General features: G+C 68.7%; 15 protein-coding genes. 4 read left to right on the forward strand and 11 right to left on the reverse strand.

Translation table 11 applies throughout. The features are described from left to right. Nucleotides 1-4 precede the first annotated feature (4 nt). From phnE to ASD34_RS14090, 4 genes are read right to left on the reverse strand one after another with little or no spacing between them, the layout of a single operon-like run. Nucleotides 5-802, reverse strand: coding sequence for a phosphonate ABC transporter, permease protein PhnE (gene phnE, locus ASD34_RS14075; protein ID WP_056578399.1), 798 nt, complete (start codon nt 800-802; stop codon nt 5-7). Beyond that, nucleotides 799-1641: a PhnE/PtxC family ABC transporter permease gene (locus ASD34_RS14080; protein WP_235510066.1), complete on the reverse strand. Its 843-nt coding sequence runs from the start codon at nt 1639-1641 to the stop codon at nt 799-801. Before ASD34_RS14080 ends, phnE begins: the two co-directional genes overlap by 4 nt. Beyond that, nucleotides 1638-2450, reverse strand: a complete 813-nt coding sequence (locus ASD34_RS14085) for a phosphonate ABC transporter ATP-binding protein (protein WP_056578401.1) — start codon at nt 2448-2450, stop codon at nt 1638-1640. Before ASD34_RS14085 ends, ASD34_RS14080 begins: the two co-directional genes overlap by 4 nt. A 13-nt stretch (nt 2451-2463) precedes the next feature. Continuing rightward, nucleotides 2464-3327 (reverse strand): putative selenate ABC transporter substrate-binding protein, encoded by an 864-nt coding sequence (locus ASD34_RS14090; RefSeq protein WP_056578402.1) that lies wholly within the window; start codon nt 3325-3327, stop codon nt 2464-2466. A 115-nt stretch (nt 3328-3442) separates the two neighbouring features. Here ASD34_RS14090 and selD point away from each other — a divergent pair, with 115 nt between their 5' ends. From selD to ASD34_RS14110, 4 genes are all read left to right on the forward strand, one after another. Continuing rightward, nucleotides 3443-4522 (forward strand): selenide, water dikinase SelD, encoded by a 1080-nt coding sequence (gene selD, locus ASD34_RS14095; protein WP_056578404.1) that lies wholly within the window; start codon nt 3443-3445, stop codon nt 4520-4522. Nucleotides 4523-4679: 157 nt separating this feature from the next. Beyond that, nucleotides 4680-7196 (forward strand): ABC transporter permease, encoded by a 2517-nt coding sequence (locus ASD34_RS14100; protein ID WP_056578406.1) that lies wholly within the window; start codon nt 4680-4682, stop codon nt 7194-7196. 112 nt (nt 7197-7308) lie between these two features. After that, complete coding sequence (locus tag ASD34_RS14105) at nt 7309-8760, forward strand: AAA family ATPase (RefSeq protein WP_056578408.1); 1452 nt, start codon at nt 7309-7311, stop codon at nt 8758-8760. Between the two features lie 196 nt (nt 8761-8956). After that, nucleotides 8957-9181, forward strand: coding sequence for a SlyX family protein (locus ASD34_RS14110; protein ID WP_056578409.1), 225 nt, complete (start codon nt 8957-8959; stop codon nt 9179-9181). 113 nt (nt 9182-9294) lie between these two features. On the opposite strand, the gene trhA is transcribed toward ASD34_RS14110, so the two are convergent. From trhA to cyoB, 7 genes are all read right to left on the reverse strand, one after another. After that, nucleotides 9295-9912, reverse strand: a complete 618-nt coding sequence (trhA, locus tag ASD34_RS14115; protein WP_056582340.1) for a PAQR family membrane homeostasis protein TrhA — start codon at nt 9910-9912, stop codon at nt 9295-9297. Between the two features lie 151 nt (nt 9913-10063). Next, on the reverse strand, nt 10064-10627 hold the full coding sequence (locus ASD34_RS14120) for a response regulator transcription factor (RefSeq protein WP_056578411.1): 564 nt from the start codon (nt 10625-10627) through the stop codon (nt 10064-10066). Then, nucleotides 10624-12012 (reverse strand): ATP-binding protein, encoded by a 1389-nt coding sequence (locus ASD34_RS14125; RefSeq protein ID WP_056582341.1) that lies wholly within the window; start codon nt 12010-12012, stop codon nt 10624-10626. The genes ASD34_RS14120 and ASD34_RS14125 overlap by 4 nt, the downstream gene beginning before the upstream one ends. Next, complete coding sequence (locus ASD34_RS14130; RefSeq protein ID WP_056578413.1) at nt 11996-12829, reverse strand: SURF1 family protein; 834 nt, start codon at nt 12827-12829, stop codon at nt 11996-11998. Before ASD34_RS14130 ends, ASD34_RS14125 begins: the two co-directional genes overlap by 17 nt. Further along, the gene (gene cyoD / locus ASD34_RS14135; RefSeq protein ID WP_056578415.1) at nt 12829-13245 is read right to left on the reverse strand and encodes a cytochrome o ubiquinol oxidase subunit IV; all 417 of its coding nucleotides are present in this window, start codon (nt 13243-13245) and stop codon (nt 12829-12831) included. The genes ASD34_RS14130 and cyoD overlap by 1 nt, the downstream gene beginning before the upstream one ends. After that, the gene (gene cyoC, locus ASD34_RS14140; protein ID WP_056578417.1) at nt 13242-13916 is read right to left on the reverse strand and encodes a cytochrome o ubiquinol oxidase subunit III; all 675 of its coding nucleotides are present in this window, start codon (nt 13914-13916) and stop codon (nt 13242-13244) included. The genes cyoD and cyoC overlap by 4 nt, the downstream gene beginning before the upstream one ends. Continuing rightward, nucleotides 13909-15915 carry a cytochrome o ubiquinol oxidase subunit I gene (gene cyoB / locus ASD34_RS14145; RefSeq protein WP_056578420.1) on the reverse strand — a complete coding sequence of 669 codons (2007 nt, stop codon included), beginning with the start codon at nt 15913-15915 and terminating at the stop codon, nt 13909-13911. Before cyoB ends, cyoC begins: the two co-directional genes overlap by 8 nt. Nucleotides 15916-15919: the final 4 nt, after the last annotated feature.

Raw genomic sequence — 15919 nt, forward strand, 5'->3', positions numbered from 1 at the left:
CCACTCAGGCGTAGGCCGGACCTATGCCTTTTCGCAAGCGAGCACTCGCCAAGTCGACAAGGGTGACCAGCACGAACATGGCGATCAGCACCGTCATCGCCTGCTGCTGCTGGAAGATCGACAGGTGGAAGTACAGCAGCTGTCCCAGCCCGCCGCCGCCCACGAAGCCCAGCACGGCCGCCATGCGGATGTTCATTTCCCAGCGATAGAGCGTGTAGGCCACCCACTGCGGCAGCACGATCGGCAGGCTGGCGTAGCTGAAGGCGGCGACCGGGCCGGCGCCCGAGAGTGCCAGCGCCTGCTCGGGCTCGCGCGGTGCGTTCTCCAGCGCCTCGGCAAAGAGTCGGCCGAGCACGCCCGTGGTGTGCAGCGCCAGTGCCAGCGCGCCCGCGAACGGACCGATGCCGGCGGCCAGCACCATGAGCGCGGCCCACACCAGCTCGGGCACGCTGCGCAGGAAGTTGAGCACGAAGCGCGCGCCATGGCGCAGCGGCCCGCCGGTGCGGCCCGAGGCCGGCAGCGCGAGCACGGCGCCCGCCACGGCGGCCAGCACGGTCCCCAGCGCCGACACGGCCAGCGTCTGCAGCGCGCCGTGGCCGACCTTGGCGAGAAACTCGGAGGACACGTCGGGCGGGAAGAACTCCGCGATGAACTTGCCCATCAGCCGCAGTGATTCGGCCGAGCCTAGCGCGCCGTAGTCGATGCCCAGGTAGACAAAACTCGCGACCACCGCTGCGGCGATCAGCGCCACGGCGAACCAGCAGCGCAGGCAAGGAGGAGGGCGTGGCGGCAGCGGAGTCATGCCAGGAGCTTTCGCAATGCGTTGCTCAGCATGTCGGCCAGCAGCACGAGCGCGAGGAACACCAGCAGGATGCTGCTGGCCTCGCCGCCGTTGAGCATCTTCATCGACTGGTCCATCAGCTGCCCGAGGCCGCCCGCGCCCACGAAGCCCATCACCACCGAGGCGCGCACCGCGCATTCCCAGCGGTACACGGTGTACGAGGCCAGCTCCTGCGCGGTGTGCGGCAGCAGGCCGTAGCACAGCGCCGCGAGCCGGCCACTGCCGCTTTCGAGCAGCGCGCGCGCGGGTCGCGTGTCGGTCGATTCGAGGATCTCGGCGTAGACCTTGCCCAGCATGCCGCCGTAGGTGATCGCCAGCGCCAGCACGCCGGCCGCGGGACCAAGCCCGAGCGCGCGCACGAACAGCAGCGCCCACACGATTTCGGGAATGGCGCGCAGCACCATCAGCAGCCAGCGCACCGCCTGCCGGACGATGCCGGCCTGCACGCGGCCGGGGCCGGGTCCGATGCGCGAGATGGAGAGCGCGCGCGTGGTCACGAAGCCCAGCGGCGCGCCGATGAGCAATGCCATCGCGGTGCCGGCCGTGGCCATGGCCAGCGTTTCGAGCGTGGCCTTGGCGAGCAGTGCGAGAAAAGCCGGTGAGCCGTCGGGCGGAAAAAAGCCCGCGAGAAAGCCGTCGATGACCGCGAGCTGTCCGCTGCCAAACAGCGCCCAGGGCTTGAATTCGGAGAGCGCGAGCATCGGCCACGCGATGACCAGCGCCGCGAGCCAGCCGGCCAGGCGGCGGCCCGCCTGCGGGTCACGCAGGGCGGGAGACGACAGCGTGGTCGTTGCAGTCACGGACAGTCCGGCCGATGGAAGGCAGGCTCGGCGGTGCCGACCGGCAGCGGCCCTTGCGTCGCCACGCCGCCTTCGCTCGCATAGAGCGCCTCGAGCAGCGCCGGCGTCACCTCGGCGGCCGGCAGGTCGAAGGCGACCTGCCCGTCGCGCATGCCCACGATGCGCGGAAACCAGCGCAGCGCGAGGTCGACCGCGTGCAGCGACGCGACCAGCGTGGCGCCGGTCGATTCGCTCTGCGCGACCAGCTGGCCCACGGCCGCGTGCGCGAGCGTGGGGTCGAGCGCGGACACCGGCTCGTCCGCCAGCAGCAGCGCCGGGCGCTGGTACAGCACGCGCGCGATGCCCACGCGCTGCAGCTGGCCGCCCGAGAGGCGGTCGCAGCGGTCGAACAGCCGGTCTTCGAGCGCGAACCGGGCCAGCGCCGCGTGCGCGCCCGCGATGTCGGACGGATAGAACAGCGAACCCAGCGCGCGCGCCGTCGACCACTGGCCGAGCCGGCCCGCGAGCACGGCCGTGACCACGCGCAGGCGCGGCGCGATCGGCGGCGCCTGGTGCACGGTGCCGATGCGCGCGCGCAGCTGCTTGAGCGCGCGCGCCGGCAGCCGCCATGGGTGCTCGCCGAGCGCCTGCACCTCGCCCTGGCCGGGCCGCAGCGCCGCGCCGAGCACACGCAGCAGCGTGGTCTTGCCTGCGCCCGAGGGCCCGATGACGGCAATGCGCTCGCCGTTGTGCGCGGCCAGCGTCACGCGGGCCAGCGCGCGCTGGCCGTTGGGGTGGACGACGCCGATGCCGTCGAGCGAAAAACTCATCCGCGCAGTCCACTTACTTGATCAGCCCAGCCGACTTGCCCGCCGTCTCGATGCCGTCGTAGTTCGACGACTTCGTCGGGATGAACTTGCTCGCACGCTGCAGCGCCATGATGTCCTTGTGCGCCGGGTTGGCGGGGTCGAGCTTCAGGAAGGCGTCGGTCAGCTTCTTCTGCAGTGCGGCGTTCATGCCCGGGCGAACGGTCCAGTTGTAGTCGTAGTAGGTCGGCGTGGTCGCGAGCACGCGCACCTTGGCGGCGTTGGGGTTCTTCGACTCGACCAGCTTGTCCCACACCGAGGCGTTGAGCACGCCCGCTTCGGCGCGCGAGGCGGCCACGAAGGCGACGGTGGCGTCGTGCGCGCCCGAGAACGCAACGGTCTTGAAGTCCTTCTCGGGGTTGATGCCGGCCTGCAGCAAAAAGTAGCGCGGCATCAGGCTGCCCGAGGTGGACGAGGGCGCGCCGAAGGCGAAGGTCTTGCCCTTCAGGTCGGCCAGCGTCTTCGCGGGGCTGTCGATCGGCACGATGAACTTGCTGGTGAAGACTTCGTCTTCCGCGCGCTGCACGATCGGCACCGCGCCGCCGTTGGTGCGGATGCGCGCCTGCACGAAGGTGAAGCCGCCCAGCCACGCCATGTCGATCTTGTTCGTCGCCAGGCCCTCGACCACGGCGGCGTAGTCGGTCACGGGCGTGAACTGCACGTCCATGCCGGTTTCCTTCTTCAGGTAGTCGCCCAGCGGCGTGAACTTGCGCTGCAGCTCGGTCGGCGCTTCGTCGGGAATGGCCGACACGCGTAGCACGCCCTGGGCGAAGGCGCCCACGGCGCTGAGGGACAGGGCGAGGGCGATCGCTAGTCGGGACACGGTTTGTTTTGTTTGCATGGTGTGAGTGAAGCGTTCAGTGGAGAAGAAAGAAAAGGATGTGTTCGGGTGCGCAGGCAGACGGTGGCGCGGGCTTCGATAATTGCGGCTTGTTCCATTCGACCGACCCGCCGCCATGATCGAAGCCGCACCTTCCAAGCTCCTGAATCCGTTGGCGCCGCTGCGGCTCACCAGCTTCTCGCATGGGGGCGGCTGCGGCTGCAAGATCGCGCCGGGCGTGCTGTCGCAGATCCTGCGCCACCATGGGGGCGGGCTGATTCCGCCCGAACTCATGGTCGGCATCGAGACCGCCGACGACGCGGCAGTCTACCGGCTCAACGACGAGCAGGCGCTGATCGCCACCACCGATTTCTTCATGCCGATCGTGGACGACCCCTACGAGTTCGGCCGGATCGCCGCCACCAACGCCATCAGCGACGTTTATGCGATGGGCGGGCGCCCGATCATGGCGCTGGCGCTGGTCGCCATGCCGATCAACGAGCTGCCGGTGGAGGTCATCGCCGAGATCGTGCGCGGCGGGCAGGACGTGTGCCGCGCGGCGGGCATTCCCATTGCGGGCGGCCACACCATCGATTCGGTCGAGCCGATCTACGGGCTGGTCGCGATGGGGCTGGTGCACCCGAAGCGCGTGCGGCGCAACGCCGATGCGCAGGCAGGCGACGTGCTGGTGCTCGGCAAGCCGCTGGGCGTGGGCGTGCTGTCGGCGGCGCTCAAGAAGCAGCAGCTGTCCGAGGCCGGCTACCGCCAGCTCATCGAGAACACCACGAAGCTCAACACGCCCGGCATCGCGCTCTCGGCGCTCGACGGCGTGCACGCCCTGACCGACGTCACGGGCTTCGGCCTGGCCGGCCACGCGCTCGAACTCGCGCGCGGCGCGGGGCTCACGGCGGTCGTCGAATGGTCGCGTGTGCCGCTGCTCGACAACGTGATCGCGATGGCGGCCGGCGGGCTGGTCACCGGTGCGTCGGGTCGCAACTGGGCGGGTTACGGCGCCGACGTGCAATTGCACGAAGGCCTGTCGGTGACGGCGCAGACGCTGATGACCGATCCGCAGACCTCGGGGGGCCTGCTCGTGAGCTGCGCGCCCGAGGTGGCCGGGGCGGTGCTGGAGATCTTCCGCAACGAAGGCTTCGGGCAGGCGGCGGTCATCGGCCGCGTGGAAGCCGGCGCGCCGGGCCTCGTCGTGTTGCCCTGAGCCGGGGCGCCGACGGGCGGGTGGGGTCGTCATCGACACGCGCTCCTTCGCTTTTTCGCATCGTGCGACAGGTCCGCGCAGCGGGCAACACCTCGCGGCCCTTTCCAATAACCCTTGAATCCGCCGGTCCCGGTAGGCGTCGGCTATCGTTCGCGCCATGAACGCTTCCCTTCGCCTTGGCTGGCGCACGCTCTGGCGCGATCTGCGCGCCGGTGAGCTGCGCCTCTTGATCGTGGCCGTGGTGCTGGCCGTCGCCGCGCTCACGGCGGTCGGCTTCTTTGCCGACCGGCTGCAGGGCGGGCTGCAGCGCGATGCGCGCCAACTGCTGGGCGGCGATGCGGTGATCGTGAGCGACAACCCAACGCCCGAGGCCTTCATCGCGCAGGCCCAATCGCTCGGCCTCGTGGGCACCGGCACCTTCGGCTTTCCCACCATGGCGCGGGCCGAGGAAGCGAAGGGCGGCGCCAGCAAGCTCGTGGCCCTGAAGGCCGTGACGCCGGGCTATCCGCTGCGCGGCAACCTGCAGACGGCCACCACGGCCGAAGGCGCGGGCACCGTCACGCGCGACGTGCCGGCCGCGGGCGAAGTCTGGGTCGATGCCTCGCTGCTCGACTCACTCGGCCTGAGGGTCGGCGACACGCTGCTGCTGGGCGACACCGGCCTGCGCGTGGGCCGCGTGATCACCCTGGAGCCCGACCGGGGCGCGGGCTTCATGAGCTTCTCGCCGCGCGTGATGCTCAACCAGGCCGACGTGGCGCGCACCGGCCTCGTTCAGCCCGCCAGCCGCGTGGGCTACCGCTACGCCGTGGCCGGCGACGATGCCGCCGTGAAGCGCTTCAGCGACTGGGCCGAGGCGACCATCAAGAAGGGCGAATTGCGCGGCGTGCGGCTCGACTCCTTCGAAGGCGGCCGGCCCGAGATGCGCCAGACGCTCGATCGCGCCGAGAAATTCCTCAGCCTCGTCGCGCTGCTCGCGGCACTGCTGTCGGCCGTGGCCGTGGCGCTGGCCGCGCGCGGCTTCGCGGCCAGCCACCTGGACGACTGCGCGATGCTGCGCGTGCTCGGCCAGAGCCAGCGCACCATCGCCGCGGCCTACGCGTTCGAGTTCGCGGTGATCGGCACCGTGGCCAGCGCGATCGGCGTGGCCATCGGCTTTGCCGTGCATTACGTGTTCGTGCTGCTGCTGGCCGGGCTGGTCGAGACCGCCTTGCCCGCCGCCACGCTGTGGCCCGTGGCCTTCGGCCTGGGCATGGGGCTCACGCTGCTGTTCGCCTTCGGCCTGCCGCCGGTGCTGCAGCTGGCACGCGTGCCGCCGCTGCGCGTGATCCGCCGCGACGTGGGCGGGCTCAAGCCTGCGTCGCTCGCCGTGCTCGGCATCGGCGTGGCGGGCTTCGCGGCCTTGCTGATGGCGGCCAGCAGCGACATCAAGCTGGGCCTCATCGCGGTCGGCGGCTTTGCCGGCGCCGTGGCCGTGTTCGCGCTGCTGAGCTGGCTCGCGGTGAAGGTGCTGCGCCGCAGCGTCAGCGAGACCACCGCGCCGCGCTGGCTGGTGCTGGCCACGCGGCAGATCTCGGCGCGGCCGGCCTATGCCGTGGTGCAGGTCAGCGCGCTCGCCGTGGGCCTGCTGGCGCTGGTGCTGCTGGTGCTGCTGCGCACCGACCTCGTCGCAAGCTGGCGCAAGGCCACGCCGCCCGATGCACCCAACCGCTTCGTCATCAACGTGATGCCCGAGCAGAGCGACGCGTTCCAGAAGACGCTGCGCGATGCGGGTGTCGGCAAGTTCGACTGGTACCCGATGATCCGCGGCCGGCTGGTGGCGATCAACGACAAGCCCGTGACGCCCGATGACTACACCGAGGACCGCGCCAAGCGCCTGGTGGATCGCGAGTTCAACCTGAGCAACAGCAGCGCCGCGCCCGCGCACAACAGCATCACCGCCGGCACCTGGACGCCCGAGGCGAAGAATGAGGTGAGCGTGGAAGAAGGCCTGGCCGAGACGCTGGGCCTGAAGCTCGGCGACACCCTGCGCTTCGACATCGGCGGCATGCAGAACGACGCGCGCATCACCTCGCTGCGCAAGGTCGACTGGGGCTCGCTGCACGCCAACTTCTTCGTGATGTACACCGTGACCTCGCTGGCCGACGTGCCCGTGACCTACATGGGCGCCTTCCGCGCGCCCGAGACGCGCGGCTTCGACAACGCGCTGGTGCGCAGCTTTCCCAACGTGACCAACGTCGACATGAGCGCCACCATCAACCAGGTGCAGCGCGTGCTCGACCAGGTGGTGCGCGCGGTCGAGTTCCTGTTCGGCTTCACGCTGGCGGCCGGGCTGGTGGTGCTGTTCGCCGCCGTGACCGCCACGCGGGAGGAGCGTGCGCGCGAGTTCGCCGTGATGCGCGCGGTGGGCGCGCGCGCCAGCCTGCTGCGGCAGGTGCAGCGCGCCGAACTCGTGGGCGTCGGCCTGCTGGCCGGTTTCCTCGCGAGCATCGTCGCCTCGGTGATCGGCTGGGCGCTGGCGCGCTTCGTGTTCGAGTTCACCTGGACCGCCTCGCCGCTGGTGCCGGTGGCGGGCGCGCTGGCCGGTGCGGTGCTCGCGCTGGCGGCGGGGTGGTGGGGCCTGCGCGACGTGCTGCGCCGGCCGGTGGTCGACACGCTGCGCCGCGCGGCCGAGTAGGGCGGCACAGCGACAGCGCCGTACAGTTTTTTTCTTCCGCGATCGGCAAGAGGGGGCCGGGGATGCAATACATTCCCCGGCCCCGTATTCAATTCAGAAGAGAAATTCCTGCATGCGCTTGGCGTCATTCCAGATCACCAACTATCGCTCGATCCACGACAGCGGCTCCATCGATTCCTCTCAGATCACGGCGATCCTCGGCCGAAATGACAGCGGCAAATCGAACCTGCTGCGCGCGTTGCACAGCCTGAACCCGACCGACGGGCTCACGGCACTCAGCCCCATCAAGGACTTCCCGCGGCACCGTCGCCTGGACGAATGCACCGACGACACTCCCGTCGTGCACACGCGCTGGGACCTGGACGCCTCTGAACAGCTGGCGCTCGCCGCCATCCTGCCGCGCGCGGCAGGCGTGCGCCAGGTCACGGCCAGCCGCGGCTACGGCGCCACGCGCACGACCGGTTTCGAAGGGCTGGGCCCACTGTCGATCGACGTGAGCGACATCAAGGCCAAGGTCCGCAAGATCGTGCCCGCCGTGAAGGCCGCGGCCGAGAAGGTCACCGACGAGCTGAAGGCCCCGCTTGAACAGGAGGCCGACGCCTTCGACGCGGCCATGATCCCCAGCCCCGACTTCGTCAGGTGGTCGGCCGGCGCGCTGCTCGCGCTGCAGGCGCTGCGCCAGGCACTGGCCACGGCCGGCGCGGAAATCGCCGACAAGCAGGCGCAGATGCTGACCGAGCTCGAGGAGCTGGCACGCACGATCGACAACGATCAGCCCGCGCTGGCCCGCGCCCACGCCTGGGTGCTCGAGAAACTGCCGCGCTTCATCTACGTCGAGGACTACGCCTCGCTGCCCGGCCGCCAGAACATCACCGAGTACCTCACGCGCAAGGGCTGGGGCGAGCGCACGGCGGGCGAGCGCAATTTCGAGAAGCTGTGCCAGGTGGCGGGGCTCGACCCGCAGCAGCTGCAGAACCTGCTGGCGAAGAACGACCTGGCGACGCGCAACCAGCTGGTGAACCGGGCGGGTGCCGTCGTGACCGCCGAGATCCGCCGGCTGTGGAAGGACCGCCCGCTCAAGATCCGCTTCAACCTCGACGGGCAGCACCTGGAGACGCTGGTGTCGGACCCCAACGGTGCCTACGAAGTCGAAGTGAACCTGAACGAGCGCAGCCGCGGCTTCCAATGGTTCTTCTCGTTCTACATCGCGTTCTTCGCGGGCACCCGGGGCGTTGCATCCGGTGAGGTCGTGCTGCTGCTCGACGAGCCGGGGCTGCACCTGCATGCGCGTTCGCAGGCCGATCTGCTCGCGCACCTGGAGAACGACTTCGGTCACCAGATCCTCTACACGACGCATTCGCCGTTCATGGTGCCGGCGCACCGGCCCGACGCCGTGCGCGCGGCCCACATCGACGACGTGGCGGGCACCAAAGTGCGCGCCGCGACGCCGGAGGATGGGCGCACGCTGTTCCCGCTGGACGTGTTGGCGGCGCTCTGGGGCCGCACGGCCGTGCCCGCGCCACTGCAACCGGTCGAAGGCCCCGACCTCGCGCTCGCGGCCTGACGTACCGACTCCGCTTGCCGCTCAGCGGCGCGGCGAGCGATGGTCTTTCTTTTCTTCGTCGACGGTCGCGGTGAACATGTGCTCATCCGCAACGTCCACGAACGCCCACTGCAGGCGGTGTACGGTCCGGCCCGTACACCGGCGGCCTGAGGCCAAGCGCACGGAAAGCCGGTGGATCTTCCTGTCCAATAGCCCCATGGAACATTCACTGAACGGCGTGACAGAGCGCCTGAACGACCTCGAGATCAAGTCGAGCTATGCCGAAGACCTGCTCGAGCAGCTGAACATGACGATCTACCGGCAACAGCAGCAGATCGACAGCCTGATCCTGCAGGTCGCGCAGCTGCGGCTGCAGAGCCAGAACGCAGGGCAGGACGGGGGCGCGCGCAACCTGCGCGACGAACTTCCCCCGCACTATTGAAGGGGCGCGTTTCCCTTCGGGAAATGCCGTGGAACCGGCTTTGCCGGGCCACAGGCGTTGCCCCCTGCAAGGGGGTGGGAGAAGCGACACGAAGTGCGCGCAGCCTGAGGGTGTTACCCGTGTGAATGCCAGAGCACGGCGAAGAAGTGGCAGGTGCTGCCGGCGAGCACGAAGAGGTGCCACACCGAATGCGCGTAGCGCACCTTGTTGTCGAACAGGAACACCACGGCCCCGGCCGTGTAGAACAGCCCGCCGGCCACCAGCCAGGCCAGGCCGGCCGATGACATGCGCTCGTACAGCGGCACCGCCGCCATCAGCGCCATCCAGCCCATCGCCACGTACAGGCCGGTGGACCACAGCGGATGCTGCAGGCGGTTGAACAGCTTGGCGCCCACGCCCAGCACGGCGGCGGCGGTGATGGCGCCGAACAGCGTCCAGCCCCAGGGCCCGCGCAGCACGCCGAACAAAAAGGGCATGTAGCTGCCTGCAATGAACAGGTAGATGGCCGCGTGATCGAGCCGGTTGAACCAGGCCTTGGCACGGCCGCTCGGCAGCGCGTGGTACAGCGTGGAGATCAGGTACAGCGCGATGGCGGTGCCCGCGAAGAGCGACGCGCCCACCACCGCCGCGGCCTGCCCCTTCTGGGCGGCGCTGTAGACCAGGATCGGCAGCGAGGCGATCGCCAGCAGCAGGCCCAGGCCGTGGCTCAGGGCGTTGAAGAGTTCTTCCATCGCGGTCTGGTCGCGCGCGGCGGAAGCGGGCTTTCTCTTCGGATCGGCGGAAAGGGCAGGCTGCAGCTGCAGCGGCGGGCGGGTCGGCATCAGGAACAGAGCCTTCAGGGTCGGGTTTGGTTCCGCAAATACGCGAAACCGGCAGATCATGTTACTTGACCTGCTGTTTACCGAGCTTGCGTGCCAAAGTGCGCCGATGCATGCCGAGTCGACGCGCGGTTTCCGAGATGTTGAAGCCGGTCTCGGCCAACGTTTCGTGGATGCGCTCCCACTCCAGCGTCTTGATCGAGGTCGAGCGGTTGGTCAGTTCGACCTCGGTGGTACCGGCAGCGCGGCCGAAGGCGGCCTCGATGTCGTCAGTGTTCGAGGGCTTGGCCAGGTAGTGGCAGGCGCCGAGCTTGATGGCCTCGACGGCGGTGGCAATGCTTGCGAAGCCGGTGAGCACCACGATCAGCATCTCGGCGTCGTGCCGGTGCAGGATCTGCACGCAGGCCAGGCCCGAGGCTTCGCCGTTGAGCTTCAGGTCGACCACCGCGTAGCCGGGCGACGGGCCGTCGCCTTCCTCGAGCAGCGCTTCCACTTCCTCGAGGTTGCGCGCATGCACCGCCACGTAGCCGCGCCGCTCGAAGGAGCGGGCGAGCGTGCGCGCGAAGGCCTCGTCGTCCTCGACGATCAGCAGCTGGCGGACCTCGGCGGTGTCGGGTGTGGGCGTCATGGGCTGGTGGCCTTGGGGGTGGCGTGGTCGGCGAGGGCGGTTTCTTCCTCGTCCTCTTCGAGCACGATGGCCGCCAGCGGCAGCGTGATGGTCACGATGGCGCCGCCCTCGGGGCGGTTGCGCACGGACACGCGTCCGCCGAGCGTGCGCGCCACGTTCACGACCAGGAACAGGCCCAGTCCGCCGCCGGGCCGGCCCTTGCTCGATTGGTAGGGCTTGCCGAATTCCGCGAGGATGGCCGGCATGAAGCCGGGGCCCGCGTCGGTGACGGTGATGGTGAGCGCGTCGGCGTCGTGCGTGGCTTCCAGGCGCAGCCAGTGCGGCGAGGCCTCGAGCGCGTTGTCGAGCACGTTGCACACCATCTGCTTGATCGCCGAGTCGGAAACCATGGGCAGGTCTTGCCCGAACAGGTTCTCGTAGTCGAACTCCTCGACCGGGCGCGTGGTGCGCCACTCTTCGACGAGGTCGTCCAGGAAGGTGCGCACGGTGGTCTCTTCGGACGACTCGCCACGCGTCTCGCCGGCCGACAGCAGGATGCCGCTCACGATGCTCTTGCAGCGCTGGATCTGCACTTCCATCTCGGACACTTCCTGCAGCAGTTCGGGGTCGGAGCTGAAGTGCGGCAGCCGGCGCCAGTCGCCCAGGATCACGGCCAGCGTGGCCAGCGGCGTGCCCAGTTCGTGCGCCGCGCCCGAGGCCAGCAGGCCCATGCGCACGATGTGTTCTTCTTCGGAGGCGCGCTGGCGCAGGTCGGCCAGCCGCGCGTCGCGCACGCGCAGGTTGCGGCTGATGCGCGTGATGAAGACCACCAGCAGCGCCGCGTTGAGCGCGAAGCACACCAGCATGCCCTGCACGTAGGGGCTCCACAGGCCGCGGTCGTGGTCCAGCGGCAGCGGCAGCGGGCGCGAGAACAGCGCCAGGCCCGCGAAGCACAGGCCGGTGATGACCACGATGGTCCAGGTCGACCAGGCCTTGAGCAGCACCGCGCCCAGGATCACCTGCAGCAGGTACAGGAAGACGAAGGGGTTGGTGGCGCCGCCGCTGAGGTACAGCTGGGCCGTGAGCGTGGCCACGTCGACCAGCAGCGCCACGAACAGCTCTTCGTTGGTCACGCGGCCATGGATGCGCAGGCGCAGCAGGCTCACCATGTTGAGCAGCGCCAGGCAGGTGAGCACCTGCAGCATGTGGTTCAGCGGCAGGCGGATGCCGAAGCCGTAGTGCACCACGAGGATGGTGGCCACCTGTCCGACCACGGCGAACCAGCGCAGCTGGATTAGCTGCTGCATGTTCTGGTGGCCGATGACGTTGTCCAGGCTCGCGACGCCCGCGCGCGGGGCGTGCAGCTCGCCGGCGACCGCGACGAGCTTGTCAGTCGCGGCGGACATCGGCGGGACCGGCGTGATCGGGGCGTGCGGCGTCGGCATGCAGTGCATTTTCGCCGCTGTCGCCGGATGCTGCCCGCCGGCGCCGGTCGTCGCGCCACACGAACCACGCGGCGCCGAGCACCATCAGCGCCAGCCCGTACCAGGTGAGGGCGTAGACGAGGTGGCTGTTGGGAAAGGCAATGACGGTCAGGCCGCCTGCCGGCCACGTGGGCGCGGCCTGCGCCGGCGCGGGCCCGGCCTCGGCATCGACAAAGTAGGGCGCCACGTCGGCCAGGCCGCGCGCGGCGGCAATGGCCTGCACGTCGCGGGAGAACCAGCGGTCGGCCGTGGGGTCGTTCGTGCGCAGGAAGCCGCCCTTGGGCTCGGTGAGACGCAGCAGGCCGGCCACGGTGGTGTCGCCCTGGGGCTCGGGGGCGGTGCGGGTCGTGCGCTGGCGCGCCTCGGGCGGCACGAAGCCGCGGTTGACGAGCACGACGCTGCCGTCGGCGGTGCGCAGCGGCGTCAGCACCCAGAAGCCGGCGCCGAGCCGGGTACTGGCCTGCACCAGCGCTTCCTTGTCATGGAGGAACGTGCCGCGAAGGCGCACGTGCCTGTATTCGTCGTTGGCCGCGTTGACCGTGGGCCATTCGGATCGCACCGGCGCGTCGGTGGCCGGGGCGTGCACGCGCTGGTCGACGCGGGCGATGAGATCGAGCTTCCAGGCCCTGCGCTCGACCTGCCAGGTGCCGAGCGCAAGAAAGCCGGCAAAGGCCAGGAGGGCGCAGACCGCCAGCGCCGCACGCGTGACAACGGAGCGCGGGCGGGCGGCCGGGGCCATCAGGGCATGTTCTTCATGTCGTGGACCATGGCCGGCATCATGTTGGTGTTCATGTGATACATGACCCACAGCGACCCGGCCAGCGTGATGACCACGAGCACCAGCGTGAAGATCAGCGCCAGCATGTTCCAGCCGCCTTCGGACTTGGCGTCCATGTGCAGGAAGTACACCATGTGGACCACGATCTGCACCACGGCAAAGCCGAGGATGACGAGGGCGGTGGTGCTCGGGTTGGGGATCACCTTGCCCATCACGAGCCAGAACGGGATCGCGGTCAGGACCACCGCCAGCACGAAGCCGGTCATGTAGCCCTTGAAGGTGCTGTGGCTCACGGGGCCGTCGTCGTGGTGGTCGCCGTGGCCGTGACTGTCGTGTGCGCCGTGGTCGTGCGCGGCGGTGTGTGCGGGGGCGCTCATGCCATCGATCCCATGAGGTAGACGAAAGTGAAGACGCCGATCCACACGACGTCCAGGAAGTGCCAGAACATCGACAGGCACATCAGGCGGCGGCGGTTGGCGGCGGTGAAGCCATGCTTGGGCAGCTGGAACATCAGCACGACGAGCCAGATGATGCCGAAGCTCACGTGCAGGCCGTGCGTGCCCACCAGCGCGAAGAACGACGACAGGAACGCGCTGCGCTGCGGGCCGGCGCCTTCATGCAGCAGATGCGCGAATTCGTACAGCTCCAGGCCGATGAAGCCCAGGCCCAGCAGGCCGGTGATGCCCAGCCACAGCAGCACGCCGCCCATGCGCTTGCGCTGCATCTCGAGCATCGCGAAGCCGTAGGTGATCGACGACAGCAGCAGCAGCGACGTGTTCATCGCCACCAGCGGCAGGTCGAACAGGTCGGCGCCCGAGGGGCCGGCCGCGTAGCTGCGGCCCAGCACGCCGTACACCGCGAACAGGCAGGCAAAGATGAGGCAGTCGCTCATCAGGTAGAGCCAGAAGCCCAGCAGCGTGCCGTTCTCGGGGTGGTGGTCCTCGTTGCGAACGTGGAACAGCTCGAACACCGGCGGCTTGCCCGTCAGGTCGCTGTAGGCGTGCACGTGCACGCCCGGGGGGGGGGAGAGAGCGGTGGTATCAGACATGGGCGGCAGCCAGCAGGCGGGTGCGTTCGGCTTCGGTGCGCACGACTTCTTCTGCGGGGATGTAGTAGTCGCGCTTGTAGTTGAAGGTGTGGACGATGATCGCGACCAGCATGGCCACGAAGCCGATGCCGGCCACGAGCCACATCTGCCAGATCAGCGCAAAGCCGCACACCGCGCTCAGTGCCGCGATGATGAAGCCGGCGGCCGTGTTCTTGGGCATGTGCACGGGGCTGAAGCCGTCCAGCGGACGCTGGTAGCCGCGGGCCTTCATGTCGGTCCAGGCGTCGTTGTCATGCACGCGCGGCGTGAACGCGAAGTTGTAGGCCGGCGGCGGCGACGAGGTCGACCACTCCAGCGTGCGGCCGTTCCACGGGTCGCCCGTGGTGTCACGCAGCGACTCGCGGCGAATGAAGCTCACCACCAGCTGGATCAGGAACGAAGCGATGCCCAGCGCGATCAGCACGGCACCAAAGGCGGCGACCTGGAACCAGATCTGCAGCGACATGTCCTGGAAGTGGCTCATGCGGCGCGTGACGCCCATAAGGCCCAGGATGTACAGCGGCATGAAGGCCATCCAGAAGCCGACGATCCAGAACCAGAACGAGCACTTGCCCCAGAACGGGTCGAGCTTGTAGCCGAAGGCCTTCGGGAACCAGTAGGTGATGCCCGCCAGCATGCCGAACAGCACGCCGCCGATGATCACGTTGTGGAAGTGGGCGATCAGGAACAGGCTGTTGTGCAGCACGAAGTCGGCCGGGGGAACGGCCAGCAGCACGCCGGTCATGCCGCCGATCACGAAGGTGATCATGAAGCCGATGGTCCACATCATGGGCAGCTCGAAACGGATGCGGCCGCGGTACATGGTGAAGAGCCAGTTGAAGATCTTCGCCCCGGTCGGGATCGAGATGATCATCGTCGTGATCCCGAAGAACGAGTTCACGCTGGCGCCGGAGCCCATGGTGAAGAAGTGGTGCAGCCACACGAGGTACGACAGGATCGTGATCACGACCGTGGCGTACACCATCGAGGCGTAGCCGAACAGGCGCTTGCCCGAGAAGGTGGAGACCACTTCCGAGAAGATGCCGAAGGCCGGCAGGATCAGGATGTACACCTCGGGGTGGCCCCAGATCCAGATCAGGTTCACGTACATCATGGCGTTGCCGCCCATGTCGTTCGTGAAGAAGTTGGTGCCGACATAACGGTCCAGCGACAGCAGGGCCAGCACGGCCGTGAGCACCGGGAAGGCAGCGACGATCAGCACGTTGGTGCAGAGAGCCGTCCACGTGAAGACGGGCATCTTCATCATGGTCATGCCGGGCGCGCGCATCTTCACGATGGTGGCCAGCAGGTTCACGCCCGAGAGCAATGTGCCCACCCCCGCGATCTGCAAGGACCAGATGTAGTAGTCGACCCCCACGTCAGGGCTGAACAGGATGCCCGACAGCGGCGGGTACGCCAGCCAGCCGGTCTTGGCGAATTCGCCCACGAACAGCGAGGCCATCACGAGGCCGGCGCCGAAGGAGGTCATCCAGAAGCTGAAGTTGTTCAGGAACGGGAAGGCCACGTCGCGCGCGCCGATCTGCAGCGGCACCACGAAGTTCATGAGGCCCGTGACCAGCGGCATCGCCACGAAGAAGATCATGATCACGCCGTGGGCGGTGAAGATCTGGTCGTAGTGGTGCGGCGGCAAGAAGCCCGCGTTGTCGCCGAAGGCGACGGCTTGCTGGGCCCGCATCATCAGTGCGTCGGCGAAGCCGCGCAGCAGCATCACCAGGCCCAGGATGATGTACATGATGCCGATCTTCTTGTGGTCGATGCTGGTGATCCAGTCGCGCCACAAGGTGCCCCACAGCTTGAAGTAGGTCACCGCGCCCAGCAGCGCCAGGCCGCCCAGGATCACGGCCGCGAAGGTCACGAGCAGGATCGGCTCGTGAAGGGGAATCGCCTCCCAGGAGAGGCGGCCGAAGACGAGCTTCGTCAGGTCTAGGTTCTGCAGCATCTTC

It is taken from the genome of Variovorax sp. Root473, from assembly GCF_001426505.1.
Classification (GTDB): Bacteria; Pseudomonadota; Gammaproteobacteria; order Burkholderiales; family Burkholderiaceae_C; genus Variovorax.

Excerpts from the sequence above, each read along its gene's own strand:
- ASD34_RS14125 (WP_056582341.1), bottom strand. The coding sequence starts at position 12,012 with ATGTCCGCCGCGACTGACAAGCTCGTCGCGGTCGCCGGCGAGCTGCAC.
- ASD34_RS14085 (WP_056578401.1), bottom strand. The coding sequence starts at position 2,450 with ATGAGTTTTTCGCTCGACGGCATCGGCGTCGTCCACCCCAACGGCCAG.
- ASD34_RS14100 (WP_056578406.1), top strand. The coding sequence starts at position 4,680 with ATGAACGCTTCCCTTCGCCTTGGCTGGCGCACGCTCTGGCGCGATCTG.
- ASD34_RS14120 (WP_056578411.1), bottom strand. The coding sequence starts at position 10,627 with ATGACGCCCACACCCGACACCGCCGAGGTCCGCCAGCTGCTGATCGTC.
- trhA (WP_056582340.1), bottom strand. The coding sequence starts at position 9,912 with ATGGAAGAACTCTTCAACGCCCTGAGCCACGGCCTGGGCCTGCTGCTG.
- ASD34_RS14090 (WP_056578402.1), bottom strand. The coding sequence starts at position 3,327 with ATGCAAACAAAACAAACCGTGTCCCGACTAGCGATCGCCCTCGCCCTG.
- ASD34_RS14105 (WP_056578408.1), top strand. The coding sequence starts at position 7,309 with ATGCGCTTGGCGTCATTCCAGATCACCAACTATCGCTCGATCCACGAC.
- ASD34_RS14130 (WP_056578413.1), bottom strand. The coding sequence starts at position 12,829 with ATGGCCCCGGCCGCCCGCCCGCGCTCCGTTGTCACGCGTGCGGCGCTG.
- cyoC (WP_056578417.1), bottom strand. The coding sequence starts at position 13,916 with ATGTCTGATACCACCGCTCTCTCCCCCCCCCCGGGCGTGCACGTGCAC.
- phnE (WP_056578399.1), bottom strand. The coding sequence starts at position 802 with ATGACTCCGCTGCCGCCACGCCCTCCTCCTTGCCTGCGCTGCTGGTTC.
- cyoB (WP_056578420.1), bottom strand. The coding sequence starts at position 15,915 with ATGCTGCAGAACCTAGACCTGACGAAGCTCGTCTTCGGCCGCCTCTCC.
- selD (WP_056578404.1), top strand. The coding sequence starts at position 3,443 with ATGATCGAAGCCGCACCTTCCAAGCTCCTGAATCCGTTGGCGCCGCTG.
- ASD34_RS14110 (WP_056578409.1), top strand. The coding sequence starts at position 8,957 with ATGGAACATTCACTGAACGGCGTGACAGAGCGCCTGAACGACCTCGAG.
- cyoD (WP_056578415.1), bottom strand. The coding sequence starts at position 13,245 with ATGAGCGCCCCCGCACACACCGCCGCGCACGACCACGGCGCACACGAC.